This is a genomic window from Bradyrhizobium sp. USDA 3311 (assembly GCF_054062495.1).
Genome location: NZ_JBSSFI010000001.1, coordinates 3,020,806 through 3,043,115 on the forward strand (window position 1 = coordinate 3,020,806; position 22,310 = coordinate 3,043,115).

The 22,310-nt window shown below is 65.9% G+C and carries 23 protein-coding genes and 1 riboswitch; of the genes, 14 read left to right on the plus strand and 9 right to left on the minus strand.

Going from position 1 to position 22,310, the window contains the following annotated elements:
- Window positions 1-75 precede the first annotated feature (75 nt).
- The 4 genes from ACVWW6_RS14310 to ACVWW6_RS14325 all read left to right on the plus strand — a co-directional run bounded on the left by ACVWW6_RS14310 (window position 76) and on the right by ACVWW6_RS14325 (window position 3,218).
- On the plus strand, window positions 76-825 hold the full coding sequence (locus ACVWW6_RS14310) for an electron transfer flavoprotein subunit beta/FixA family protein (protein WP_011084195.1): 750 nt from the start codon (window positions 76-78) through the stop codon (window positions 823-825).
- Window positions 825-1,769 carry an electron transfer flavoprotein subunit alpha/FixB family protein gene (locus ACVWW6_RS14315; protein ID WP_011084196.1) on the plus strand — a complete coding sequence of 315 codons (945 nt, stop codon included), beginning with the start codon at window positions 825-827 and terminating at the stop codon, window positions 1,767-1,769. The genes ACVWW6_RS14310 and ACVWW6_RS14315 overlap by 1 nt, the downstream gene beginning before the upstream one ends.
- A gap of 207 nt (window positions 1,770-1,976) precedes the next feature.
- Window positions 1,977-2,858: a 3-hydroxybutyryl-CoA dehydrogenase gene (locus ACVWW6_RS14320; RefSeq protein WP_011084197.1), complete on the plus strand. Its 882-nt coding sequence runs from the start codon at window positions 1,977-1,979 to the stop codon at window positions 2,856-2,858.
- 165 nt (window positions 2,859-3,023) lie between these two features.
- Window positions 3,024-3,218: a hypothetical protein gene (locus ACVWW6_RS14325; RefSeq protein WP_038965352.1), complete on the plus strand. Its 195-nt coding sequence runs from the start codon at window positions 3,024-3,026 to the stop codon at window positions 3,216-3,218.
- Between the two features lie 5 nt (window positions 3,219-3,223).
- Here the strand turns inward: ACVWW6_RS14325 and tlpA are convergent, their stop codons facing one another.
- Entirely contained in the window at window positions 3,224-3,889 is a 666-nt protein-coding gene (tlpA, locus tag ACVWW6_RS14330) for a thiol:disulfide interchange protein TlpA (protein ID WP_011084198.1), read from the minus strand.
- 105 nt (window positions 3,890-3,994) lie between these two features.
- On the opposite strand from tlpA, the gene argH reads away from it, so the two are divergent.
- The 3 genes from argH to lysA all read left to right on the plus strand — a co-directional run bounded on the left by argH (window position 3,995) and on the right by lysA (window position 7,066).
- The gene (argH, locus tag ACVWW6_RS14335; RefSeq protein WP_060910114.1) at window positions 3,995-5,392 is read left to right on the plus strand and encodes an argininosuccinate lyase; all 1,398 of its coding nucleotides are present in this window, start codon (window positions 3,995-3,997) and stop codon (window positions 5,390-5,392) included.
- Between the two features lie 94 nt (window positions 5,393-5,486).
- The gene (lptM, locus tag ACVWW6_RS14340) at window positions 5,487-5,777 is read left to right on the plus strand and encodes an LPS translocon maturation chaperone LptM (RefSeq protein WP_011084200.1); all 291 of its coding nucleotides are present in this window, start codon (window positions 5,487-5,489) and stop codon (window positions 5,775-5,777) included.
- 23 nt (window positions 5,778-5,800) lie between these two features.
- Window positions 5,801-7,066 carry a diaminopimelate decarboxylase gene (lysA, locus tag ACVWW6_RS14345; RefSeq protein WP_011084201.1) on the plus strand — a complete coding sequence of 422 codons (1,266 nt, stop codon included), beginning with the start codon at window positions 5,801-5,803 and terminating at the stop codon, window positions 7,064-7,066.
- A 215-nt stretch (window positions 7,067-7,281) separates the two neighbouring features.
- Here the strand turns inward: lysA and ACVWW6_RS14350 are convergent, their stop codons facing one another.
- Window positions 7,282-8,190, minus strand: coding sequence for an NAD(P)-dependent oxidoreductase (locus tag ACVWW6_RS14350; protein WP_028173543.1), 909 nt, complete (start codon window positions 8,188-8,190; stop codon window positions 7,282-7,284).
- 244 nt (window positions 8,191-8,434) lie between these two features.
- Complete coding sequence (locus ACVWW6_RS14355; RefSeq protein WP_008567285.1) at window positions 8,435-8,818, minus strand: carboxymuconolactone decarboxylase family protein; 384 nt, start codon at window positions 8,816-8,818, stop codon at window positions 8,435-8,437.
- A gap of 180 nt (window positions 8,819-8,998) precedes the next feature.
- Here ACVWW6_RS14355 and ACVWW6_RS14360 point away from each other — a divergent pair, with 180 nt between their 5' ends.
- Both ACVWW6_RS14360 and ACVWW6_RS14365 read left to right on the plus strand, forming a co-directional pair.
- Window positions 8,999-10,957, plus strand: a complete 1,959-nt coding sequence (locus ACVWW6_RS14360; protein WP_456680913.1) for a TIGR02302 family protein — start codon at window positions 8,999-9,001, stop codon at window positions 10,955-10,957.
- Entirely contained in the window at window positions 10,945-12,093 is a 1,149-nt protein-coding gene (locus tag ACVWW6_RS14365; RefSeq protein ID WP_161536646.1) for a DUF4175 family protein, read from the plus strand. The genes ACVWW6_RS14360 and ACVWW6_RS14365 overlap by 13 nt, the downstream gene beginning before the upstream one ends.
- A 209-nt stretch (window positions 12,094-12,302) precedes the next feature.
- Here ACVWW6_RS14365 and ACVWW6_RS14370 read toward each other — a convergent pair whose 3' ends face one another.
- Window positions 12,303-12,677, minus strand: a complete 375-nt coding sequence (locus tag ACVWW6_RS14370; RefSeq protein WP_011084205.1) for a response regulator — start codon at window positions 12,675-12,677, stop codon at window positions 12,303-12,305.
- A 47-nt stretch (window positions 12,678-12,724) separates the two neighbouring features.
- Window positions 12,725-13,603 carry an MJ0042-type zinc finger domain-containing protein gene (locus tag ACVWW6_RS14375; RefSeq protein ID WP_038965355.1) on the minus strand — a complete coding sequence of 293 codons (879 nt, stop codon included), beginning with the start codon at window positions 13,601-13,603 and terminating at the stop codon, window positions 12,725-12,727.
- A gap of 179 nt (window positions 13,604-13,782) precedes the next feature.
- Between ACVWW6_RS14375 and ftsE the strand changes: the two genes are divergently transcribed.
- From ftsE to ACVWW6_RS14395, 4 genes are all read left to right on the plus strand, one after another.
- Window positions 13,783-14,442: a cell division ATP-binding protein FtsE gene (gene ftsE, locus ACVWW6_RS14380; protein ID WP_027544305.1), complete on the plus strand. Its 660-nt coding sequence runs from the start codon at window positions 13,783-13,785 to the stop codon at window positions 14,440-14,442.
- On the plus strand, window positions 14,435-15,403 hold the full coding sequence (locus ACVWW6_RS14385; RefSeq protein WP_011084208.1) for a cell division protein FtsX: 969 nt from the start codon (window positions 14,435-14,437) through the stop codon (window positions 15,401-15,403). Before ftsE ends, ACVWW6_RS14385 begins: the two co-directional genes overlap by 8 nt.
- Before the next feature lie 104 nt (window positions 15,404-15,507).
- Entirely contained in the window at window positions 15,508-16,212 is a 705-nt protein-coding gene (locus ACVWW6_RS14390) for a YdcF family protein (protein WP_011084209.1), read from the plus strand.
- 22 nt (window positions 16,213-16,234) lie between these two features.
- The gene (locus ACVWW6_RS14395; protein WP_304550817.1) at window positions 16,235-17,008 is read left to right on the plus strand and encodes a lysophospholipid acyltransferase family protein; all 774 of its coding nucleotides are present in this window, start codon (window positions 16,235-16,237) and stop codon (window positions 17,006-17,008) included.
- Here the strand turns inward: ACVWW6_RS14395 and ACVWW6_RS14400 are convergent.
- Window positions 17,005-17,616 (minus strand): gamma-glutamylcyclotransferase, encoded by a 612-nt coding sequence (locus ACVWW6_RS14400; RefSeq protein WP_456680914.1) that lies wholly within the window; start codon window positions 17,614-17,616, stop codon window positions 17,005-17,007. The genes ACVWW6_RS14395 and ACVWW6_RS14400 overlap by 4 nt on opposite strands.
- A 110-nt stretch (window positions 17,617-17,726) precedes the next feature.
- Here ACVWW6_RS14400 and ACVWW6_RS14405 point away from each other — a divergent pair, with 110 nt between their 5' ends.
- Window positions 17,727-18,911: a DUF2125 domain-containing protein gene (locus tag ACVWW6_RS14405; RefSeq protein WP_456680915.1), complete on the plus strand. Its 1,185-nt coding sequence runs from the start codon at window positions 17,727-17,729 to the stop codon at window positions 18,909-18,911.
- A gap of 118 nt (window positions 18,912-19,029) precedes the next feature.
- Here the strand turns inward: ACVWW6_RS14405 and ACVWW6_RS14410 are convergent, their stop codons facing one another.
- Genes ACVWW6_RS14410 through ACVWW6_RS14420 form a run of 3 tightly spaced genes read right to left on the minus strand, consistent with a single transcriptional unit; the run spans window position 19,030 to window position 21,940 of the window.
- The gene (locus tag ACVWW6_RS14410; protein ID WP_011084213.1) at window positions 19,030-19,965 is read right to left on the minus strand and encodes a prephenate/arogenate dehydrogenase family protein; all 936 of its coding nucleotides are present in this window, start codon (window positions 19,963-19,965) and stop codon (window positions 19,030-19,032) included.
- Complete coding sequence (gene hisC, locus ACVWW6_RS14415) at window positions 19,962-21,059, minus strand: histidinol-phosphate transaminase (RefSeq protein ID WP_456680916.1); 1,098 nt, start codon at window positions 21,057-21,059, stop codon at window positions 19,962-19,964. Before hisC ends, ACVWW6_RS14410 begins: the two co-directional genes overlap by 4 nt.
- A 32-nt stretch (window positions 21,060-21,091) precedes the next feature.
- Window positions 21,092-21,940 carry a chorismate mutase gene (locus tag ACVWW6_RS14420; protein ID WP_011084215.1) on the minus strand — a complete coding sequence of 283 codons (849 nt, stop codon included), beginning with the start codon at window positions 21,938-21,940 and terminating at the stop codon, window positions 21,092-21,094.
- Between the two features lie 203 nt (window positions 21,941-22,143).
- A riboswitch (SAM riboswitch) is annotated at window positions 22,144-22,223 on the plus strand.
- Window positions 22,224-22,310 lie beyond the last annotated feature (87 nt).

The window sequence follows — 22,310 nt, forward strand, 5'->3', positions numbered from 1 at the left end:
TGACCGGGCCGGGTCAGGCCTTTAGGTTCCGCGCCAGTTGATAACCCCCCTCCCAAATTGAGTGAAAGAGGATCGATGAAGGTCTTAGTGCCGGTAAAGCGGGTGGTCGATTACAACGTCAAGGTCCGCGTCAAGGGCGATGGATCGGGCGTTGAACTCGCCAACGTCAAGATGTCGATGAACCCGTTCGACGAAATCGCGGTCGAGGAAGCGCTGCGCCTGAAGGAAGGTGGCAAGGCCACCGAGGTCGTGGTGGTTTCCATTGGACCGGCGCAGGCGTCGGAGACGATCCGCACCGGTCTTGCCATGGGCGCCGATCGCGGCATCCTGGTGAAGGCCGAGGGCACCGTCGAGCCGCTCGCCGTCGCCAAGATCCTGAAGAAGGTCGCTGAGGAAGAGCAGCCGGGCCTGATCATCCTCGGCAAGCAGGCGATCGACGACGACAGCAACCAGACCGGCCAGATGCTGGCCGCGCTGCTCGGCTGGTCGCAGGCGACGTTCGCCTCGAAGCTCGAGGTCGAAGGAAGCGACTTCAAGGTCACCCGTGAAGTCGACGGCGGTCTGCAAACCGTGAAGCTGAAGGGACCGGCGATCGTCACCACCGACCTGCGTCTCAACGAGCCGCGCTACGCCTCGCTGCCCAACATCATGAAGGCGAAGAAGAAGCCGATCGCGGAGAAGACCGTCGCCGATTACGGCGTCGACGTCACCGCGCGCCTCGAGGTTCTCAAGACGACCGAGCCGGCGGGCCGCAAGGCCGGCGTCAAGGTCAAGGACGTCGCCGAGCTGGTGTCGAAACTCAAGAACGAAGCCGGGGTGCTCTGATGACGACGCTTCTGATTGCCGAACACGACAACGCGTCGTTGAAGGATGCGACCAACAAGGCCCTGACCGCGGCCGCCGCGCTCGGCGCGGACGTCGAGGTGCTGGTGGCCGGCGAGGGTGCCAAGGCCGCGGCGGATGCCGCCGCCAAGCTCGCGGGCGTGAAGAAGGTGCTGCTCGCCGATGGCGCGCTTTACGCGCACGATCTTGCCGAGCCGCTGGCCGCGCTGATCGTCTCGCTGGCCCCGTCCTATGACGCGATCGTCGCGCCCGCGACCTCGCGCTTCAAGAACGTGATGCCGCGCGTCGCAGCCCTGCTCGACGTCATGCAGGTCTCGGAGATCATCAAGGTGGTCGCCCCCGATACCTACGAGCGTCCGATCTATGCCGGCAACGCCATCCAGACGGTGAAGTCGAAGGACGCCAAGAAGGTCATCACGGTGCGGACCTCCACCTTCGCCGCAGCGGGCGAGGGCGGCAGCGCGCCGGTCGAGAGCGTTCAGGCTGCGGCCGATCCGGGCCTGTCGTCGTTCGTTGGCGAGGAGGTCGCCAAGAGCGACCGTCCCGAGCTGACCTCGGCGAAGATCATCGTCTCCGGCGGCCGTGCCATGCAGAGCCGCGAGAATTTCGCCAAATACATCGAGCCCCTCGCCGACAAGCTCGGCGCCGGTGTCGGTGCCTCGCGCGCGGCGGTGGACGCCGGCTATGCGCCGAACGACTGGCAGGTTGGCCAGACCGGCAAGGTCGTGGCCCCCGAGCTCTATGTCGCGGTGGGCATTTCCGGGGCGATCCAGCATCTGGCCGGCATGAAGGACTCCAAGGTGATCGTGGCGATCAACAAGGACGAGGACGCGCCGATCTTCCAGGTCGCCGATTACGGCCTGGTCGCCGACCTCTACCAGGCGGTTCCGGAGCTGACGGCCGAACTCGGCAAGCTCGGCAAGTAAAAGCCGTTCAAAACACCGGCCGGAGGTATACACTCCGGCCGGTGTTTCATTTTTGAGGCGTTTTCTTTGGCGTGGGGCACGCCGGGGGAGCGATCCAATCTAGGTTTCGAGCCAAGGTTCTGATTAAATCAAGGCTCTGATCAATCAGACCTCCCGGCTTGGGGGATAGGCAGGCGCGATATGCGCGCCGTTCCGGTGGATGACATTATGGCGGCAGTGATCAAGAAGGTCGGCGTGATCGGCGCGGGGCAGATGGGCAATGGCATCGCGCATGTTGCGGCGCTGGCTGGCTTCGACGTGGTGCTCAACGACGTTTCGGCCGATCGCCTCAAGTCGGGCATGGCCACCATCAACGGCAATCTGGCCCGCCAGGTCTCCAAGAAGGTCGTCACCGAGGAGGCCAAGACCAAGGCGCTGTCGCGCATCGTGGCCGCCGAGAAGCTCGACGATCTCGCCGACTGCGATCTCGTGATCGAGACCGCGGTCGAGAAGGAAGAGGTCAAGCGCAAGATCTTCCACGAGCTCTGCGCCGTGTTGAAGCCCGAGGCGATCGTCGCCTCGGATACGTCCTCGATCTCGATCACGCGCCTTGCCGCCGCCACCGACCGGCCCGAGCGCTTCATCGGCATCCACTTCATGAATCCGGTGCCGCTGATGGAGCTGGTGGAGCTGATCCGCGGCATCGCCACCGACGATGCGACCTTCGAGGCGTCCAAGGAATTCGTCGCCAAGCTCGGCAAGCAGGTCGCGGTCTCCGAGGATTTCCCGGCCTTCATCGTCAACCGCATCCTGCTGCCGATGATCAACGAGGCGATCTACACGCTGTACGAAGGTGTCGGCAACGTCGAGGCGATCGACGCGGCGATGAAGCTCGGGGCGCACCATCCGATGGGTCCGCTCGAGCTTGCCGATTTCATCGGCCTCGATACCTGCCTGTCGATCATGCAGGTGCTGCACGAGGGCCTCGCCGACTCCAAGTACCGTCCGTGCCCGCTATTGGTGAAATACGTCGAGGCCGGCTGGCTCGGCCGCAAGACCCAGCGCGGCTTCTACGATTATCGCGGCGCCAAGCCGGTTCCGACGCGCTGACGTCGTAGGGTGGGAAAAGGCGCAAAGCGCCGTGCCCACCGTGTCTCCGCAACTAGGATGCTAATTGGTGGGCACGCTTTGCTTTGCCCACCCTACGGCTCCGTGACAATTCATGTCGCGTTAACCCCTCGCGCCTAGGTTACGGCCGGTACGAGGGTTCGCGTAATGGACATGATGGCAATGGTCAGCACCATGCTGGCCGCTCAGCAAGGCGCGTTGCAGTCGAATATCGCGGCGACGCTGACCAAGCAGAACATGGATATGGAGAAATCCACCATCCTGACGCTGATGGGCGCCGGTCAACCCTCGCTCGCCAATGTCGGCCCCGGCGTCGGCGGCAATCTCAACGTTACGGCCTGAAACCCTTAAAGCGCCGCGGCGGCCTTGCCCGTCGCAGCCCGGATCAGCTTGAGCGCGTCCTCGCTCGCCCATTCCGCCGGTCCCGCGATCGTCGCGATCTCGCAGCCCTGCGGGTCGACCAGCACCGAGGTCGGCATGCCGAGCGCCCGGCCTATGGCCTTAAGATCCTGGAAAACCTTGGCTTTCTGGTCGTTGAAATAGCCGAGCCGGGTCAAATTGGCCTCTTTCAGGAAGGTCTTGGGCTTCTCGGGGTCGCGGGTGTCGATATTGATCGCCACCACCTCGAAATTCGGGCCCGAAAGCTTGCCCTGGAGCTCGTCCAGCGCCGGCATTTCCTTCCGACAGGGCACGCACCAGGTGGCCCAGAGGTTCACCAGCAGCGTCTTGCCGCGGAAATCGGACAGCTTCTTCGGCTTGCCGTCGGCGTCCTCGAAAGCGAGGTCGGGCAGCTTCAGGGGCGCGCTCGCCATGGTCAGCGCCGCCACCTCGCCATGGGCGAGCGGGGCGATCTTTTGCGCCGTAGCCACTGCCGCCCGGCAGGCCGGATCGCCGGTAGGCGCCCGGCTCAGGCCCAGCCCGTACAACGCAGCGAAGCCGGCCAGTCCGCCGACCGCCACGGTGGCGATGACGAGGGGGATCCGGCGCGTGGCGGAGGGCTTCGTGTCGAGCATATCGTTTGTCATCCGGTCGCAGATATGGCTATCAGGGGCCTCTTAATACGGCTGGCGGCGGCCAGCAAACGTGACCAGCGACAAGCAAGGCGTGAGCAGGGGATCATGAGCAACAAGATGTGGGGCGGCCGGTTCTCGGAACGTCCCGATGAGATCATGGAAGAGATCAACGTCTCCATCGACGTCGATCGTCACCTCTATGCCCAGGACATTGCCGCGTCCAAGGCCCACGCCGCGATGCTTGCCACGCAGGGCATCATCACGGCCTCTGATGCGAAAAATATCGGCAAGGGTCTAGACACGATTTTGTCAGAGATCGGCAAGGGCGGCTTCACGTTCAAGCGCGCGCTCGAGGACATTCACATGAATGTCGAGAGCCGCCTGTCCGAGCTGATCGGCCCCGCCGCCGGCCGGCTGCACACCGCGCGCTCGCGCAACGACCAGGTCGCCACCGACTTCCGTCTCTATGTCCGCGACGTTCTCGACGAGACCGATGCCGCGCTCGCCGCGTTCCAGCAGGCTCTGGTGGAACGCGCGCTGGAGCATGCCGGCACCGTGATGCCCGGCTTCACGCATCTGCAGACAGCGCAGCCCGTGACCTTCGGCCATCATTTGCTCGCCTATGTCGAGATGGCCGCGCGCGACCGCGGCCGTTTCCAGGACGCCCGCAAGCGGCTCAACGAATCGCCGCTCGGCGCCGCCGCGCTTGCCGGCACCTCGTTCCCGATCGACCGCCACGCGACCGCAAAGGCGCTTCTGTTCGACCGGCCGATGGCGAACTCGCTCGACGCGGTCTCCGACCGCGACTTCGTGCTGGAGACGCTGTCGGCGGCTTCCATCTGCGCCGTGCACATGTCGCGCTTTGCCGAGGAGATCGTGATCTGGACCTCGCCGCTGGTGGGCCTCATCCGCCTCAGCGACAAGTTCACCACCGGCTCCTCGATCATGCCGCAGAAGCGCAACCCGGATGCCGCCGAGCTCGTACGCGCCAAGACCGGCCGCGTCATCGGTGCGCTCAACGGTCTCCTGATCGTGATGAAGGGCCTGCCGCTCGCCTACCAAAAGGACATGCAGGAGGACAAGCAGGGCGCGATGGAGGGCTTTGCCGCGCTGTCGCTCGCCATCCGCGCCATGACCGGCATGGTCCGCGACCTCGCGCCCGATGAGGCCAAGATGAAGGCCGCCGCCGGCGAGGGCTATGCCACCGCGACGGATCTGGCCGACTGGCTGGTGCGGACGCTGAAGATGCCGTTCCGCGAGGCGCACCACGTCACCGGCCGTATCGTGGCCAAGGCCGCCGAGGGCGGCGTGGCGCTGCACGAGCTGCCGCTGAAGGAGATGCAGGCGATCGAGCCCAGGATCACCAAGGACGTGCTCGGCGTGCTCTCGGTCGAATCGTCGGTGAAGAGCCGGACCAGCTTCGGCGGTACCGCGCCGAAGAACGTGGCGTCGCAGGCAAAGAGCTGGGCGAAGCGGCTGGAAAAAGAGCGAAAATTGGGCTGAGGGGCAAAATTTCGCTTATGTTTCATGGTCATCCGGCTCTCGCCAGAGCGCGCCAATCTCTGTATGGTGCGCCCCGCGTAGTGGGGAATTCGTCGTGACGTCAAAGTTTCGCCCGGCCGGCTCGGGGTGGGCCATCATTGTCTTGAGCCTGACGGCGCTCGCGCTTGCCGGCTGCGGCCGCAAAGGTCCCCTCGACCTGCCGCCGACCGCCTCCGGCGCGTCCACGGCCAACGTCGCAGCTCCAACCGACACCGAGACCGCAGCCCAAAAGACGCCGAGCCTGTTCAACCCCAGCTCCGCCGCCGACGCCGCCCCCGCGGCGTCCAAGGGCAAGAAGAAACCGTTTATTCTCGACCCGCTCCTGGACGACCAACCCAGCAAATAGGCTGGGGCAACTGAGCCAACGCCATGAACCATTTCGACTACCGCAACGGCGTGCTGCACGCCGAGGCGGTGAACCTGTCCGAGCTGGCCGCAACCGTCGGCACGCCGTTCTATTGCTATTCGACCGCGACGCTGGAGCGGCATTACCGCGTCTTCGCCGATGCTTTCGCCGGCGAGAAGGTGCTGGTCTGCTACGCCATGAAGGCGAACTCCAACCAGTCGGTGCTGCGTACGCTCGCCAGGCTTGGCGCCGGCGCCGACGTGGTCTCCGGCGGTGAATTGAAGCGTGCTCTGGCCGCGGGTATCCCCGCACGCAAGATCCTGTTCTCCGGCGTCGGCAAGACGGAAGACGAGCTGCGCGCTGCGCTCGCCGCCGACATCCTCTGCCTCAACGTCGAATCCGAGCCGGAGCTCGAGCTGTTGTCGCGCCTTGCGACCGAGATGGGCAAGACCGCGCGGATTTCCGTGCGCGTCAATCCCGATGTCGACGCCGGCACGCATGCCAAGATCTCCACCGGCAAGTCCGAGAACAAGTTCGGCATCCCGATCGCGCATGCCCGCGAGGTCTATGCGCGCGCGGCGAAGCTGCCTGGAATCCAGGTGACCGGCACCGACGTGCATATCGGTAGCCAGATCACCGATCTGTCCAAGATGGAGACGGCGTTTCGCATCCTTTCCGAATTCGTGCAGACGCTGCGTGCCGACGGTCACGACATCTCGCATGTCGATTTCGGCGGCGGCCTCGGCATTCCCTATTACATGGACCGCGAGGCGCCGCCGGCGCCCGATGCCTATGCCGCCATGGTCAAGCGCGTCAGCCATAATCTCGGCTGCACGCTGATGTTCGAGCCGGGCCGCATGATCGTCGGCAATGCCGGCATCCTGGTTGCCAAGGTGATCTATGTGAAGCACGGCGACGGCAAGAATTTCGTCATCATCGACGCTGCGATGAACGATCTGATCCGCCCGACGCTGTATGAAGCCCATCACGATATCCTGCCGGTAACGCAGCCGGCCCGGGACGCGGCCACGATGGTGGCCGATGTCGTCGGGCCGGTCTGCGAGACCGGCGACTATCTCGCGCTCGACCGCACGCTGCCGACGCCGAAGGCGGGCGATCTCCTCGCCATCATGACCGCCGGCGCCTATGGCGCGGTGCAGGCCGGCACCTACAACACGCGGCCGCTGGTGCCCGAGGTGCTGGTGAAGGACGACCAGTACGCCGTGGTGCGCCCGCGCATCGATGTCGAGCAACTGATCGCGATGGACACGCCGGCGCCGTGGCTGTGAGGCGTGTCGTGATCTCATCGTGAGACGCGACGTAACCTCGACAATTTCGGTGTCGTCCTGGCAAAAGCCAGGACCCATTACCCCAGGGAGTACTTTGGCGGGAGGCTGGTAACCACGAGTCTTCGCCAAACCTCGCCCTGTGGTAATGGGTCCTGGATCAGCGCTTGCTACGCTCGCTTGTCCAGGACGACCTGGAAAGGGGATGCGCGAGAAAACTACTTCCCCGCTAAACCACCCGTCTTCCCCCCAACCACGACCCCCGCCTTCTTCTCGATCGGCTTGATCGCCGCGGTGAAATCGGAATCGGCGCCTTCCGCGCTGATGACGGTTTCCCACAACCGCCCGACGGCATCCGCGACTTCCATCGACAGGCCGAGCTGCTTCATTTCCTCCAGCGCGAGGCGCACGTCCTTCACCATCAGCCCCGTGGCGAAGCCGAAATCGAACGTGCGCGGCAGCACCGAGCGCGGAAACTTGTCGCGGCTCGCGGTGTTCATGCCCGAGCCGGCATTGATGACGTCGATCATCACGGCGGGATCGAGCCCGGCCTTCACACCCATGACGACCGCCTCCGACGTCGCCACGATCGCGGTGGCCGAGAGGAAATTGTTGGCGAGCTTCATGGTCTGCGCGGCACCCGGCTTCTCGCCGATGAAGAACACTTTTCCGATCACATCGAGCGCCGGCTTGAGCAGCTCGAACTCCGCCTTCGGCCCCGACACCATTACCGCCAGCGTGCCCTTCTCGGCGCCGCCGACGCCGCCGGAGACGGGGCAGTCGATCTGTACGATGTCGCGCTTGGCGAGCAGGCCGTGAATCTTCGAAGCCATCGTCGAGCCGACGGTGGACAGATCGATGAAGCGCTTGACGCGGCTTCCCTCGATCACGCCGTTCGTCCCCGTTGCAACTTCGAGCGAAGCCTGCAGCGAGGGCAGGCTCGCCATCACGGTCTCGACCTGATCGGCAACGTCCTTTGGCGACGTCGCCGGCGTCGCACCGCGCGCCACGAGCTTGTCCACGACCTCCTTGCGCGTGTCGAACACGACGAGCCGGTTGCCAGCCTCGATCAGCCGCCGCGCCATCGGGAAACCCATGTTTCCGAGGCCGATGAATCCGATGTCCATGGTGTTTCCTTGTGTTGATTATTCGTTGTTGTCGTGAAAATCCGCGCTCTATCCCCGGTGTCGTCCCGGACAAGCGCGCCTCAAGCGCGCGCAGATCCGGGACCCATAGCCCCAGGGAGGAGTCGCAGCGCGAAAGCGGTCACTCCGAGTCCCGCTAACCACATCCGCCTGTGGGTATGGGTCCCGGATCGGCGCTACGCTCCGCTTCGCTTGTCCGGGACGACAGTGGCGAGAGCCTGCCCCCTCACGCCTTCCCATCAATCTCCGCGAACACCTCGCGCGCGATGCGAAAGCTGTCGACTGCGGCCGGCATGCCGCCGTAGATCGCGACCTGCATCAGGATCTCGCGGATCTCGTCGCGGGTGACGCCGTTGGTGAGCGCGCCCTTTAGATGCGCACGGAATTCGTGCTGGCGGTTGAGGATCGCGATCATCGCGATGTTGAGCATGCTGCGGGTCTTGCGCGGCAGCTCCTCGCGGCCCCACACCGTGCCCCAGCAATATTCGTTGAGCATCTCCTGGAACGGACGGTTGAAGTCGTCGACGTTCTTCAGGGCGTTGTTGACATAGGCTTCCCCCAGCACCGCTTTGCGGACTTCCAGGCCCTTGTCGTGCATCTTCTTGTCCATGGCGTTTCCTTCGTTTCCCTTTGCATGTCCCTTGGATGGCGGCGCGGAAATTACGGGGTTGCGGCGGGCCAGTCACGTCCTCGTGTTATGCGGGAAAAGGGGTGTCTCCCGTACAGGAACGGATGCCTCAGTGCTGCCGTTGTGATACGCTCTTCTCCACCGGGCAACCTGGAGAGCTTATTGAACGGCGTCACCCCTGACCCGTCAGACCCGATCCGCGATGGCGACGCTCTGTCGCGGTTGAAGCTGGCGCAGGCCCTCGATCGGGCGAGATATGCCATCGCGTGGGAGCGTGCCTGGCCGAATCTGGCGCGGCTTCTGACCGTCGTCGGCCTGTTCCTGGCGCTGTCCTGGGCCGGTCTCTGGCTGGCGCTGCCGTTCCTTGCCCGCGCCATCGGTCTCGTCGTTTTCGCCGGCATCGCGATTGCCGCCCTGTTCCCGCTGGTTCGCTTCCGCTGGCCGAGCCGCGAGGAGGCTTTGGGCCGGCTCGATCGCGGCTCCGGCATCCGTCACCGCCCGGCCACCACGCTCACGGACACGCTGACCTCGCAGGACCCGGTTGCGAAGGCGCTGTGGCAGGCGCAGCGTGAGCGCACGCTGGCCTCGCTCAAGCGCATCCGTGCCGGTCTGCCGCGCCCGCGGCTCGCTCTGCATGATCCTTGGGCGCTGCGTGCGCTGGTCATGGTGATGCTGGTTGCGACCTTCTTCGCCGCCGGCGACGAGCGTGCGATGCGGCTCGGGGCGGCCTTCGACTGGAACGGCGTGCTGGCGCCGACCAATGTTCGCGTCGATGCCTGGGTCACGCCGCCGCTCTACACCGGCAAGCCGCCTGTGATCCTGTCGGCCGCCAACAGGGAGGCCGCGGCGCTGCCCGCCAGCGGTCCGCTCGCCGTTCCCGCCGGCTCGACCCTGATCGTGCGTTCCTCCGGCGGCAGCCTGGATGTCGCCGTCTCCGGCGGCCTCAAGGAGGTCGCCCCCACTGAAGCCACGCCCAAGGGCACCAACGAGAAGCATTTCGCCATCACCGGCGACGGCACCGCGCATGTTCGGGCGCCCTCCGGCCAGCCGCAGTGGGCGTTTGCGGCAACGCCGGACCGCGCGCCGACGATTGCGCTGGCCAAGGATCCGGAGCGCCAGGCGCGCGGCGCGCTTCAGCTCTCCTACAAGATCGAGGACGATTACGGCGTCACCGGCGCCGAGGCGCACATTGGCCTGCGCGCCGCCGATGCCAGGGACGGTGCGAAGGACGGCGCGAAGGAAGCCACCAAGGAAGCCGATACCAAGGCGGCCGCACGGCCGCTGTTCCAGCCGCCGCAATTCCCGCTGGTGCTGCCGAATGCGCGCACCCGCAACGGCGTCGGCCAGACGGTGAAGGACCTCAGCGAGGACCCCTATGCCGGCGCCGACGTCACGCTGACCCTCACCGCCAAGGACGAGGCCGGCAACGAGGCTAGAAGCGAACCCTTCAACATGCGCCTGCCCGAGCGGCTGTTCACGAACTCGCTCGCGCGCGCGCTGATCGAGCAGCGCCGCATCCTCGCGCTCGACGCCAACAAGAATTCCGACGTCTATGCCGCGCTCGACGCGCTGATGATCGCGCCCGAATTGTTCACCCCGGATGCCGGCTGCTATCTCGGTCTCCGCAGCCTCGCGCTCCAGCTCGAGGCGGCCCGCACCGACGACGCGATGCGCGACGTCGTGGCGAGCATGTGGGCGTTCGCAGTCACCATCGAGGACGACGGTGTCGCCGGCAGCGTCAACGCCGCGCTGCGCTCGGCGCAGGACGCGCTCAAGCGGGCGCTGGAGCGCGGTGCCGGCGAGGACGAGATCAGGGTGCTGACGCAAAAGCTCCGCGAGGCCATGGCCGGCAAGGTGCGCGACCTCGCCCGGCGCGCGGAGCAAAATCCGCTGGGACCCCGGCAGCCGTTCCCCGCGGAAGTCCAGCTCATCCTCGACAAGGCCGTCGAGCTGCGACAGAAGACCCAGCACGCGACGCCCGAGCAGCTCGAGGAGCTGGCGCAGCAGCAGGACGCATTGCGTCAGCAACTTCAGGCCTATCGGAAGTCGGCGAGCAACCGGGCCAAGGCGGGGGACGACGGGGCCAATCAGTTTACGCGGGACCGGAAATGCGGAAGCTAGCGCGCGTGCCAGTCTTGAAGGCGATCTCGATCGCCTGCCTCGCCTTCCTGTTGGGAGGCCTTCCGTCCGTCGCTGCCCAGCAGGATCAGGATCCCGATGCGCTGCTCGATGGCGCGGAAAAGGCGATGCAGGATGCCGGCGATAACCTCCGGCAGAAGGAATCCGGGCGCAGCCTGAACAATCAATCCGATGCCATTCAGAAGCTCGAGGAGTACAAGCGCGCGACGGAAAGGAACCAATCCTCCAATCGCGATCGCTCCGTTATCACGCAGCGGGATCTGGAAGATCTTCTGAAGCAGATCGAGAAGGCGGCGCGCGAAGGCAATCGCGAGGCGGCGCAGCGCATGCTCGAGCAGCTGGCGCAGATCATGGAAAATCTCCAGATGGCGCAGCCCGGGCAATCCGGCGACAGCGACATGGAGCAGGCGCTCAACGAGCTCAGCGACATGATCCGCAAGCAGCAGCAATTGCGCGACAAGACCTACAAGCAGGGCCAGGACTCCCGGCGTGACCGCTCGCGCGGCAAGCAGCAGGGCGATCAGTCGATGTCGGACCTCCAGCAGGACCAGCAGGCGCTGCGCGACCGGCTGAAGAAGCTGCAGGACGAGCTCGCCAAGCGCGGCCTCACGCAGAAGGGACAAAAGGGCCAGAAAGGGCAGCAGGGGCAGAAGGGCCAGCAGGGCGACCAGGGACAGCCCGGTCAGGATGGCGATCAGGACGGTGACGATGACGACGGCAGCCTGGACACCGCCGACGGTGCCATGGGCGATGCCGGCTCAAAGCTCGGCGAGGGCAATGCAGACGGCGCCGTGGACTCGCAGGGCAAGGCTCTCGACGCCTTGCGCAAGGGTGCGCAGAAGATGGCCGAGGCGATGCAGCAGGGCGATGGCGAGGGGCAGGGCGATGGTCCCGGCAACCGGGCCGGCCGCCAGCAGAGCGGCGGCAATCAGACCGATCCGCTCGGCCGCCCGCTTCACGGCCGCGAGTTCGGCGACGACTACACGGTCAAGATCCCCGGCGAGATCGACGCCCAGCGCGTTCGCCGCATCCTCGAAGAGCTCCGCCGCCGCTTAGGGGACACCTCGCGTCCGCAGATCGAGCTCGATTATATCGAGCGGCTGCTGAAGGATTTTTGAGGCGATAGCGCGACTATCTCCCCAATGTCGTCCTGGCGAAGGCCAGGACCCATTACCCCAGGGAGTGGTTTGGCGAAGACTCGTCGTCCGGTACGGCTATCGATTCCTAAAAGATAGACCTCGCGGTATGGATCCTGGCCTTCGCCAGGACGACACCGTGTATGAGGGACGAGGATCGCGTAACAGCAGTGCTACAAGTGCGGCGCGCGCTACCTCTTCTTCGCCGCCAGCGCGTCCGCCACCGCCGTGCGGATGTCGGCGACCGAGAACGGTTTTGTCACGACGTCATGCACCAGCGCGTTGAGGTTCGAGGCGCGCTCGCGCTGGTCGGCAAATCCGGTCATCAGCAAAATCGTCAGGTCGGGGAAATCGCGTGCGGCGGAGAGCGCCAGCGCGATGCCGTCCATGACCGGCATCTGGATGTCGGTGAGCAGCAGATCGAATGCGCCGTCCTCGCGGGTCAGGATCTCCAGCGCCTCGGCGCCGTCCTGCGCGGTCACGGTCTCGTGCCCGTCCATGGCGATGGCGCGCGCCACCAGCTGGCGCATCGAATCCTCGTCGTCGGCGATCAAGATTTTTGGCATGGGACCAACCTTGGGACCAACCTCCCGTGCGGACCTTGCGAGCCTGATTACACGCTGCCGCCGGCAATGTCGCGCCGGTTGAAGAAGCGAACGTCGATATTGCGGCCCTCCGGCGGCGGGGAGGCCAGGCGCGAGCGGAAGAAGGCGCGCTCGCCGGGCCGCAGCACGGTCTGCTCCAGCACCGTATTCCAGGCATAGATCTCCGCGCCCTGCGCGTCGCGCACCGCGAAGCGCAGCCGCGGGATATCGAGCGGCTTCTTGCCCTCGCCGACGATGACGCCCTCGATCACCAGCACCTGCTTACCGTCAACGGTCTCGCTGGAGAGCTTGACGTCCTTGAAGGCCAGCCCGCGCAGGTTAACGTCGAGGCCGACCATCTTGTAGAAGGCCGCGGTCTGCGGCAGCAGCCGCACCATGTCGCCACGCCAGACGATCAGGGCCAGCACCAGTGCGCCCATGGCGGCGCAGGCGGTCGGCAGGCCGAAATGGGACTTTCGCGGCGCCGCGGTGGGGGCCTGACGCCTCACCCGTGCCCCGCGCCGGCTGAACAGGCCGCGGAACCAGGACTGGTGCTGCGCGCCGTCGACCTCGTCCTCGGCGTCCCGGGCCGCCGCCGACCACTCGTCCTCGGTCTCCTTGGCGTCCTCCTCCGGCCAGTCGCTGGCGATGGAGGGGCTGTCGACGACAGGCGTGTCGGTGGCGCCGTCGTCCTTGGCGTAGGAGTTCCACTGCTCGGCGAGGTCGGACTGGTCGTCGGCCTGGCTGGCGGCGGCCATGGCCGGGACGGACGCCTCCTCGATGGCATCCTCGGCATAGGCGACCCAGGTCTGCTTGCACCGGGAGCAGCGGACTGTCCGCCCGTTCGCCCCCAGGCTTGCAAGCTTGATGGCGTAGGATGTCGTACAATGGGGGCAGACGATATGCATGGACGAGCCTTGATGCATGAACGAGTCTTGACGATGCCAAGGTCGCGGAGACCCGGGCGTACTGGATGCTACAGGGCGACCGTTAACGAACCGGAAACCATAACGGTCGCAAAAACCGTTGATCGCGTGTGGCGGAGCGTCGCGTCGCTTCCATCGCCCCCTCTCGAACGGAGCTGAGCTTGGTTCGGTTCGAAAATGTCGGATTGCGTTACGGCCTGGGGCCGGAGATCCTGCGCGACCTCAATTTCCAGATCCCGGCGCACTCCTTCCAGTTCCTCACCGGCCCGTCCGGCGCCGGCAAGACCTCGCTCTTGCGCCTGCTGTTCCTGTCGCACCGGCCGACGCGCGGCCTCGTCAACCTGTTCGGCCACGACATCTCGCAGCTCGGCAAGGACGAGATCGCCGACTTGCGCAAGCGCATCGGCATCGTACTCCAGGATTTCCGCCTGCTCGACCACATGACGACCTACGAGAACGTCGCGTTGCCGTTCCGCGTCATGGGCCGCAGCGAGTCGAGCTATCGCAAGGAGGTCATCGACCTCTTGCGCTGGGTCGGACTCGGCGAACGCATGGACGCGCTGCCGCCGATCCTGTCCGGCGGCGAGAAGCAGCGTGCGGCGATCGCGCGCGCCGTGATCTCGCGGCCGCAGCTTCTGCTCGCGGACGAGCCGACCGGCAGCGTCGATCCGACGCTCGGCCGCCGCCTGCTGCGCCTTTTCATCGAGCTCAACAAATCGGGCACCGCCGTCATCATTGCGACCCACGACATCGGCCTGATGGATCAGTACGAGGCGCGGCGGCTGGTGCTGCATCAGGGACGGCTGCACGTCTATGAGTAAGCCCGACGAGCGCGGCGTGCTGGTCGATCTCGGACAGGAGCGTCCGCAGCTTCCGGCCAAGGCGCGCAACATGTCGCCGATCGTGCCGCGCGCCTCGATCCACGGCCGCGCGCTGGTCGCCGTCGTCGCCATCATGACCTTCCTCGCTTCGATGACCACGGGCACGGTGCTGCTGGTCAGCGCCTCCGCCGCCGAATGGCAGTCGGACGTCGCGAGCGAAATCACCATCCAGGTTCGCCCGCAGTCCGGGCGCGACCTCGAGCGCGACACCGCCGCGGTGACCGAGGCGATGCGCGCGCAAGCCGGCATCGTCGAGGTCAAGCCGTTCACCAAGGACGAGAGCGGCAAGCTGCTCGAGCCCTGGCTCGGCACCGGACTGTCGATGGACGATCTGCCGGTGCCGCGCATGATCATCGCGCGCGTGCAGCCCGGCACGGCGCTCGATCTCGCCGCCTTGCGCGCCCGCGTGACGCAAGTGGCGCCAAGCGCCAGTGTCGACGATCACCGCGCCTGGATCGAGCGCATGCGCTCGATGACCAACGCAACCGTGCTCGCCGGTCTCGGCATCCTCGCGCTCGTCATCATCGCGACGATCATCTCGGTCTCGTTCGCGACCCGCGGCGCCATGGCGGCGAACCGTCCGATCGTCGAGGTCCTGCATTTCGTCGGCGCCGGCGACCGCTACATCGCCAACCGCTTCCTGCGCCATTTCCTCAGGCTGGGCCTGGAGGGTGGCGTGATCGGCGGCGGCGCCGCCATGCTGGTGTTCGGCTTCTCCGAGTCGATCGCCGGCTGGTTTTCGGGGACGCCCGTCGGCGACCAGTTCGCCGCCCTGCTGGGCACCTTCTCGCTGCGGCCCTCCGGCTATGTCGTGCTCGCGGTGCAGGCGGTGTTGATCGGCGCCATCACCGCCGTCGCCTCGCGCCAGACGCTGTTCGCGACGCTGAATGATGTGGATTGAGGTTGTGCTTCTTCCTTCCCCCTTGTGGGAGAAGGTGAATAAACCGGACTCCACTTCGCCTCAAAACGTTTTAAAATCATCCGGGAAGGGATTACCGACATCGCATGACCTCGCCGACCGACGATCGATCGCCGAAATTGCCGCGCGGCTGGCTGCGCGCAGCCGTGGTGTCGACGATCGCGTTCGCCTTCGTCGGCGCGGCGGCGGGCTTCATCGCGTTCCTGTCGCAGTTGCGCGGCGCCGAGATCGCGCCGGACCGCAAGGCGGACGGCATCGTGGTCTTGACCGGCGGCTCCTCGCGGGTGTCGGATGCGATGGAGTTGCTGGCTGCCGGCTACGGCAGGCGGCTCCTGATTTCCGGGGTGCATCCGACCTCGACCGCAAGCGACATCTCGCGGACCCTGCCGGAGAACCAGTCCTTCATGACCTGCTGCGTCGACCTCGACCGCACCGCGCTCTCGACCCGCGGCAACGCGGCGGAGGCGCGGCGCTGGGCGCAGGCGCGCCGATTCAAATCGCTGATCGTGGTGACCTCGAACTATCACATGCCGCGCGCGCTGGTGGAATTCTCGCACGCGATGCCGGAGACGATTCTGATCCCGTTCGCCGTGGTCGGCGACAAATGGCGCGAGGAGCCGTGGTGGGCCTCGGCGTCCACCTTGCGGCTGCTGCTGTCGGAATATGTCAAATATATCGCGGCCGAAGTCAGGGTGCGGCTGGAGGATTTCGGGATTGACCTTTCGCCCGAAGTATCGGAGCAGCCTCCCGGGATGCAGCCGAAGCGGCCCGCCACTGCACAGGCCAATTGATCGGCAATTGATCGGATCGTCGATGTTCTTGATTTTCCTGCGCTCGCTCGTGTTCAACGTGCTGTTCTACGCCGTGCTGGTGTGTCTCGCGATCGTGGCGCTGCCGACCTTTGCAATGCCTCCGCGCGCCATGCTGACGGTCGCGCAATGGTGGGCGAAGGCGACGCTGGTCCTGATGCGGGTGATCTGCAACATCAAGGTGGAATTCCGCGGGCAGGAGAAGATCCCGCAGGGGCCGCTGGTGATCGTGGCAAAGCATCAGTCGTTCTGGGAAACCTTCGTGCTGCCGGGATTCTTCGACCGCCCGATCTTCATCCTCAAGCGTCAGCTCATGCAGATCCCGGTGTTCGGTCAGTTCCTGGTCAAGACCGGGATGATCGCGATTGACCGCAAGGCCGGCGTGAAGGCGCTGCTGGACATGACGCGGCGGGCGCGCGACGCGGTGCGCAGCGGCCGCCAGCTCGTGATCTTTCCGGAAGGCACGCGCCGCGCGCCGGGCGCGCCCCCCGACTACAAGACCGGTTTTGCGCAGATCTATTCGTCCTGCGGCGTGCCGTGTCTGCCGATTGCGCTCAATTCCGGCCTGTTCTGGCCGCGCCGCACCTTCATGCGCTATCCCGGCACGCTGGTGGTGGAGTTTCTCGATCCGCTGCCGCCGGGCCTGCCGAAGGACGAGTATCTCTCCCGCGTGCAAACGGCGATCGAAGAGGCGACCGACCGCCTCGTCGAAGCGGGCCGCAAGGAGCAGGAGCAGCTGATCGGCTCGGCGCCGAGCTACGCGCCGACTGGCAGCTAGCGGCTTTCGCGATCTTCGCTCGGAGCCGGCGCGTGCAGGGAATGCGCCTCCCCATGCAGCATCGTCGCGAGCTGATGCAGTTGCGTGTCGCGAAAGCCTTCGGCCTCGATCGACTTCACCGTCGCCGTCACGTAGTCGCGGTTGGCCCCGGACTGGCCGTGCCCCTGGAGCACGTGGCGATGCTGATCGGCGAGCGACAGCCGGCCGGCATATTGCACATGGCCGCGGTCGACGACATAAGCGAGTGCGGAGACGCGCTGCCGCGCATCGTTCTCCAGCCACACCGAGCGCATCACCTCGCGGTAGACCGACGTCACCTGCTCGCGTTCGCGCAAATAGGCGACGACGTCGGCACGGTTCTTTTCGGCGACGCGGAACGCGATGCCGCGACAGGCGCCGCCGCGATCGAGCCCGAGCACCAGGCCCGGCTTCTCCGGCGTGCCGCGATGCACGAAGGAATAGACGCAGAGCGCACGATGCTCGCCGACCAGCCGCGCCGGGACGCGCTCCTCGAATTCGAAGCCCGGCCGCCACATCAGCGAGCCGTAGCCGAACACCCAGAGGTCGCCGTTGGCTGTGGTGACGGATGGGAGGGTGATTTCCGACATGGCGGGCACGGCTACCAGAACCGCGCCCCCAAGCGAAGCGAATTCTCCGCCTTTCGGAGCAAGCCGACCTCGCTTACATTTGACAAAATCTGAGGCCAAAGGGTCGCCGCATGTCCAATCTGACCGTTGCCGCAGGCCGCCGCCCCCGTTGGGGCCTTTTCACCGCACCCATTCTCCTCCTGATCCTCGCCGTCGCGTGGAGCTGCTTCTGGTTCTACGCCGCTTCGCAGGCCGAAATCGCCGCAGACGCCTGGCGCGCGCAGGAGGCCAAGTCCGGCCGCATCTATGATTGCGCCAAGCGCTCGATCGCGGGCTTCCCGTTCCGCTTCGAGGTCCAGTGCTCCGGCGCCAGCGTCGCCCTGGTCTCGCAGAACGCGAGCAAGACGCCGTTCACGGCGAGGCTCGACAACATCCTGGTCGTCGCCCAGGTCTACGATCCCAAGCGCGTCATCGCCGAATTCTCGGCGCCGGCGACCCTCACCGACGGCGTTACGCAAAACACCTTCGTGGTGAACTGGAGCAGGGGCCGCAGCAGCGTGGTCGGCCTGCCGGCGGTGCCGGACCGCGCCTCCATCGTGTTCGACGATCCCGTCATCAACCGGCTCGACGGCAGCGTGCAGGTGCCGCTCGCGCGCGCCAAGCAGGTCGAGCTGCACGGGCGCCTCGCGGACGGATCGCCGTCCGATCATCCCGTGATCGAGACCGTGCTCCACGTCGCGCAGGGCAGCATCCAGGGTGTTCACCCCTTGCTCGCCGAGCCGTTCGAGGCGGACACGCGCGCCAAGGTCACCGGGCTCTCCGACCTCACCCCAAAGCCATGGCCGCAACGCTTCCGCGAGATCCAGGCCGCCGGCGGCCATATCGAGATCGTGCAGTCGCGGATCCAGCAGGGCGAGATGATCGCGGTCGCGGCCGGCACGCTCGGGCTCTCGGCCAATGGCCGACTCGACGGCGAATTGCAGATGACGGTGACGGGCCTCGAGCGCGTGATCCCGGCGATGGGTATCGAGAAGATGCTGGAAGAGGGTGTGCCGCAGGCAACCCTCGACCGCGTCGCGCCCGGCGTGAAGTCGCAGGATCTCAACAATCTGTTCGGCGCGCTCGATCGCGCCGTTCCCGGCCTCGGCAAGGTCATCAAGCAGAACGCCAATGCCGGCGTCGCCGCCGGCATCAATTCGATCGGCACCGAGAGCACGCTGGAAGGCAAGAAGGCCCGCAGCTTCCCGCTGAAGTTCGTCGACGGCGCCGTACTGCTCGGCCCGGTCAAGGTCGGCCAGATTCCGCCGCTGTATTGAAACCTCTCTCGTCATTCCGGGGCGATGCGTAGCATCGAACCCGGAATCCATTTCACCGCGTGCGCTGTGGCCCAATGGATTCCGGGCTCGCCCTTCGGGCGCCCCGGAATGACAGGAGCTACGGCTTCTTCAGCGCCGCATGCGGCCGGCCGAAATCGGGCGCCGCCGAATCCTGACCGATCTCGACGATGCCGCGACGGATGGCGCGGGTGCGGGTGAAGTGGTCGAACAGCGCTTCGCCGTCGCCGCGCCGGATCGCGCGGGTGAGTTTTGCCAGATCCTCGGTGAAGGTGCCGAGCATCTCCAGCACGGCTTCCTTGTTGGCGAGGAAGACGTCGCGCCACATCGTCGGGTCGGACGCCGCGATGCGGGTGAAGTCGCGGAAGCCGCCGGCGGAGAACTTGATCACTTCCGATTCCGTCACCTGCGCCAGCTCGTCGGCGGTGCCGACGATGGTGTAGGCGATCAGATGCGGCAGATGGCTGGTGATCGCGAGCACGAGATCATGATGATCCGGCGTCATCACCTCGACCTTGGCACCCATCGCCGCCCAGAAGGCGCGCAAGCGATCGGTGGCCGACGCGTCGACGCCTTCCGGCGGGGTGAGGATGCACCAGCGGTTGATGAAGAGCTCGGCAAAGCCGGAATCCGGCCCCGAGTGCTCGGTGCCCGCCACGGGGTGCGCCGGCACGAAATGAACGGTCTTCGGCAGATGCGGCGCCATGTCCCTGACGATCGCGCCCTTCACAGAGCCGACGTCGGAGACGATCGCGCCGGGCTTCAGATGCGCGGCGATCTCCTGCGCCACCGGTCCGCAGGCGCCGACGGGAATGCAGAGGATGACGAGATCGGCATCCTTCACCGCTTCCGCATTGGTCGCCACGACCTGATCGACGATGCCGAGCTCGAGCACCCGCGCGCGCGTCTTCTCCGAGCGCGCGGTGGTGACGATCTCGCCGGCCAGGCCCTGGAGCTTCGCAGCGCGCGCGATCGAGCCGCCGATCAGGCCGAAGCCGATCAGGGCGATGCGCTGGAAGTGCGGCTGTACGCTCATTTGCCGGCCATGAAGTCGCGCAAACCGTCCACGACGAGGCGGTTGGCCTCCTCGGTGCCGATGGTCATGCGCAGGGAATGCGGCAGGCCGTAATTCTTCAATGCCCGCAGCACGAGGCCTCGCTTGGTGAGGAAGGCGTCGGCGTCGTCCGAGGTCCTGCCCCTGTCGGTCGGGAAGTGGATCAGCACGAAATTGGCGACGCTCGGCGTCACCTTCAGGCCGAGCTTGCCGATCTCCTCGGTGAGCCAGTTGCGCCAGGTCTCGGTGAACTGCTTCGACATCGCCTGATGCGCGGTGTCCTCGATCGCGGCGACCGCGGCGTACATTGCCGGCGTCGACACGTTGAACGGACCGCGGATGCGGTTGACCGCGTCGATGATGTGCTCGGGCCCGAACATCCAGCCGATGCGCAGCGCGGCGAGGCCGTGGATCTTGGAGAAGGTGTGCGTCACCACGGTGTTCTCCGTGGTGGCGACGAGCTCGATGCCCATCTCGTAATCGTTGCGCGAGACGTAGTCGCAATAGGCGGCGTCCAGCACCAGCAGCACGTGCGAGGGCAGGCCGGCGCGCAGGCGCTTGACCTCGTCGAACGGAATATAGGTGCCGGTCGGGTTGTTCGGATTGGCGAGCCACACCAGCTTCGTCTTCGGCGTCACAGCCTTGAGGATGGCGTCGACGTCGCAGGTGAGGTTCTTCTCCTGTGCGATGACGTTCCTGGCGCCGACCGCCATGGTGGCGATCGGGTAGACCAGGAAGCCGTGCGTGGTCGAGATCGCCTCGTCGCCCTGGCCGAGATAGGTGTGGGCGAGCAGGTTGAGGATCTCGTCCGAGCCGGCGCCGCAGATGATGCGGTTGGGGTCGAGGCCGAAGGTGCGGCCGATGGCTTCGCGCAGCACCCGCGAGGTGCCTTCCGGATAGTTTTCCAGATGATCAGCCACCTTCTTGAAGGCCTCGATCGCCCTGGGCGAGGGGCCGAACGGCGTCTCGTTGGCCGAGAGCTTGAACACCTTGCGGCCCGGCTCCGGCACCGGGCTCTTGCCGGGCGTGTAGGGCGCAATATCGAGAATGCCGGGGTTCGGCACGGGGCGGGACATCTTCAACTCCGGAATGGCAGGCGGCTCGTAACTTACGATTTCGACCCGGTCGGGGGCACCGTATAGCGCGTCGCGTGGCTGCCGACGAGGGCCGTGGAGCGCACCGAGGCCCCCGCCTCGATCAGGGCAGCCTTGATCTTGTCGATGCTGCTCGCGCTCGTGACCGAGACCAGCAGCGCGGCGCCATCGAAGGCGGTATCGGGCACCGCCACGATGTCGGCGAGCGGCGACAGCGCCCGCGCGATCTCGGCATTCCACCCCGAGACGCGCACGCTGAAAGTCTCCACCTCCGTCACCAGGGCACTGTCGGCGACGCGCGAGATCGCGAACACGGGCAGCGCGGCCGGATGGTCGGCACGCTCGACGAAGGGCAGCCGCGCGATGATCTTCGGTGCGCCTTCTGCTTCCAGCTCCAGCCACCACGGGGTGCGGCTGGAAGTCGCCGAGACCAGCGCCAGATCGCCCTTGGATTTCGCGACCGCCTCGACCGCGGCCTGCGCGCTGAAATGCGCGACGTAAGGCACGGTGAAGCCGAAATGGAATCGCACGGAATCGCGCATCGCGGGCTCGCTCACCGAGATGTCGGCATGCACCGCGAACGGCGCCTGCACGTAAGTGAACGTCGCGATGATGACGCGCCAGATGCTCTCGACCGTGTCGAGCGGCAGGATGCCGCGATGGCGCTCCACGATCCGCCGCATCATGTCGGCCTCGCGCGCAGGCCGGAACGCCGAGCCCACCTCCTGGGTCTGCTTCACCTGGATCAGGCGGTCGATGATGTCGCCGCGCTGCATCAGGAGGCGATGCATGCCCTCGTCGATCGCGTCGATCTCCTTGCGCAATTCCTGCAACGATGGTGGCGCGGGCGGACGTTGGGACATATCTGGCAAGTGCTGTTGAGAGGCGTTCCAATGCGGGTCCATCAGGTCGGACCCGCCGCGGTCGATGTCTTGATTAGGCAGTCGGAGCGGCGAAAGCAAAGAGAAATGCAAAGGGAAATCGGGCCTTTTCGGCTGACGCGACGGGGACGAATTTGGTCAATCAGGACCGTATCTTGACGAAAACCGTCCAAGCCGTTAAGTTTTGCCTGTTCCGTGGTCATTTGAGCCGGCCGGCTTGCAGCCACGTTAAAAAACTCGCTAAACAGGCCGGGGACGCTTCCGATCCCGGCCGAACCTATCGTTCAGGCCGGGTTTTTTATGGCCTGATGCAAGTAGCGGTCTGAAGTCCGATCGCAAACGAGGTCGATGG

Excerpts from the sequence above, each read along its gene's own strand:
- ACVWW6_RS14310 (WP_011084195.1), top strand. The coding sequence starts at position 76 with ATGAAGGTCTTAGTGCCGGTAAAGCGGGTGGTCGATTACAACGTCAAG.
- ACVWW6_RS14315 (WP_011084196.1), top strand. The coding sequence starts at position 825 with ATGACGACGCTTCTGATTGCCGAACACGACAACGCGTCGTTGAAGGAT.
- ACVWW6_RS14320 (WP_011084197.1), top strand. The coding sequence starts at position 1,977 with ATGGCGGCAGTGATCAAGAAGGTCGGCGTGATCGGCGCGGGGCAGATG.
- ACVWW6_RS14325 (WP_038965352.1), top strand. The coding sequence starts at position 3,024 with ATGGACATGATGGCAATGGTCAGCACCATGCTGGCCGCTCAGCAAGGC.
- tlpA (WP_011084198.1), bottom strand. The coding sequence starts at position 3,889 with ATGCTCGACACGAAGCCCTCCGCCACGCGCCGGATCCCCCTCGTCATC.
- argH (WP_060910114.1), top strand. The coding sequence starts at position 3,995 with ATGAGCAACAAGATGTGGGGCGGCCGGTTCTCGGAACGTCCCGATGAG.
- lysA (WP_011084201.1), top strand. The coding sequence starts at position 5,801 with ATGAACCATTTCGACTACCGCAACGGCGTGCTGCACGCCGAGGCGGTG.
- ACVWW6_RS14350 (WP_028173543.1), bottom strand. The coding sequence starts at position 8,190 with ATGGACATCGGATTCATCGGCCTCGGAAACATGGGTTTCCCGATGGCG.
- ACVWW6_RS14355 (WP_008567285.1), bottom strand. The coding sequence starts at position 8,818 with ATGGACAAGAAGATGCACGACAAGGGCCTGGAAGTCCGCAAAGCGGTG.
- ACVWW6_RS14365 (WP_161536646.1), top strand. The coding sequence starts at position 10,945 with ATGCGGAAGCTAGCGCGCGTGCCAGTCTTGAAGGCGATCTCGATCGCC.
- ACVWW6_RS14370 (WP_011084205.1), bottom strand. The coding sequence starts at position 12,677 with ATGCCAAAAATCTTGATCGCCGACGACGAGGATTCGATGCGCCAGCTG.
- ACVWW6_RS14375 (WP_038965355.1), bottom strand. The coding sequence starts at position 13,603 with ATGCATATCGTCTGCCCCCATTGTACGACATCCTACGCCATCAAGCTT.
- ACVWW6_RS14385 (WP_011084208.1), top strand. The coding sequence starts at position 14,435 with ATGAGTAAGCCCGACGAGCGCGGCGTGCTGGTCGATCTCGGACAGGAG.
- ACVWW6_RS14390 (WP_011084209.1), top strand. The coding sequence starts at position 15,508 with ATGACCTCGCCGACCGACGATCGATCGCCGAAATTGCCGCGCGGCTGG.
- ACVWW6_RS14395 (WP_304550817.1), top strand. The coding sequence starts at position 16,235 with ATGTTCTTGATTTTCCTGCGCTCGCTCGTGTTCAACGTGCTGTTCTAC.
- ACVWW6_RS14400 (WP_456680914.1), bottom strand. The coding sequence starts at position 17,616 with ATGTCGGAAATCACCCTCCCATCCGTCACCACAGCCAACGGCGACCTC.
- ACVWW6_RS14405 (WP_456680915.1), top strand. The coding sequence starts at position 17,727 with ATGTCCAATCTGACCGTTGCCGCAGGCCGCCGCCCCCGTTGGGGCCTT.
- ACVWW6_RS14410 (WP_011084213.1), bottom strand. The coding sequence starts at position 19,965 with ATGAGCGTACAGCCGCACTTCCAGCGCATCGCCCTGATCGGCTTCGGC.
- hisC (WP_456680916.1), bottom strand. The coding sequence starts at position 21,059 with ATGTCCCGCCCCGTGCCGAACCCCGGCATTCTCGATATTGCGCCCTAC.
- ACVWW6_RS14420 (WP_011084215.1), bottom strand. The coding sequence starts at position 21,940 with ATGTCCCAACGTCCGCCCGCGCCACCATCGTTGCAGGAATTGCGCAAG.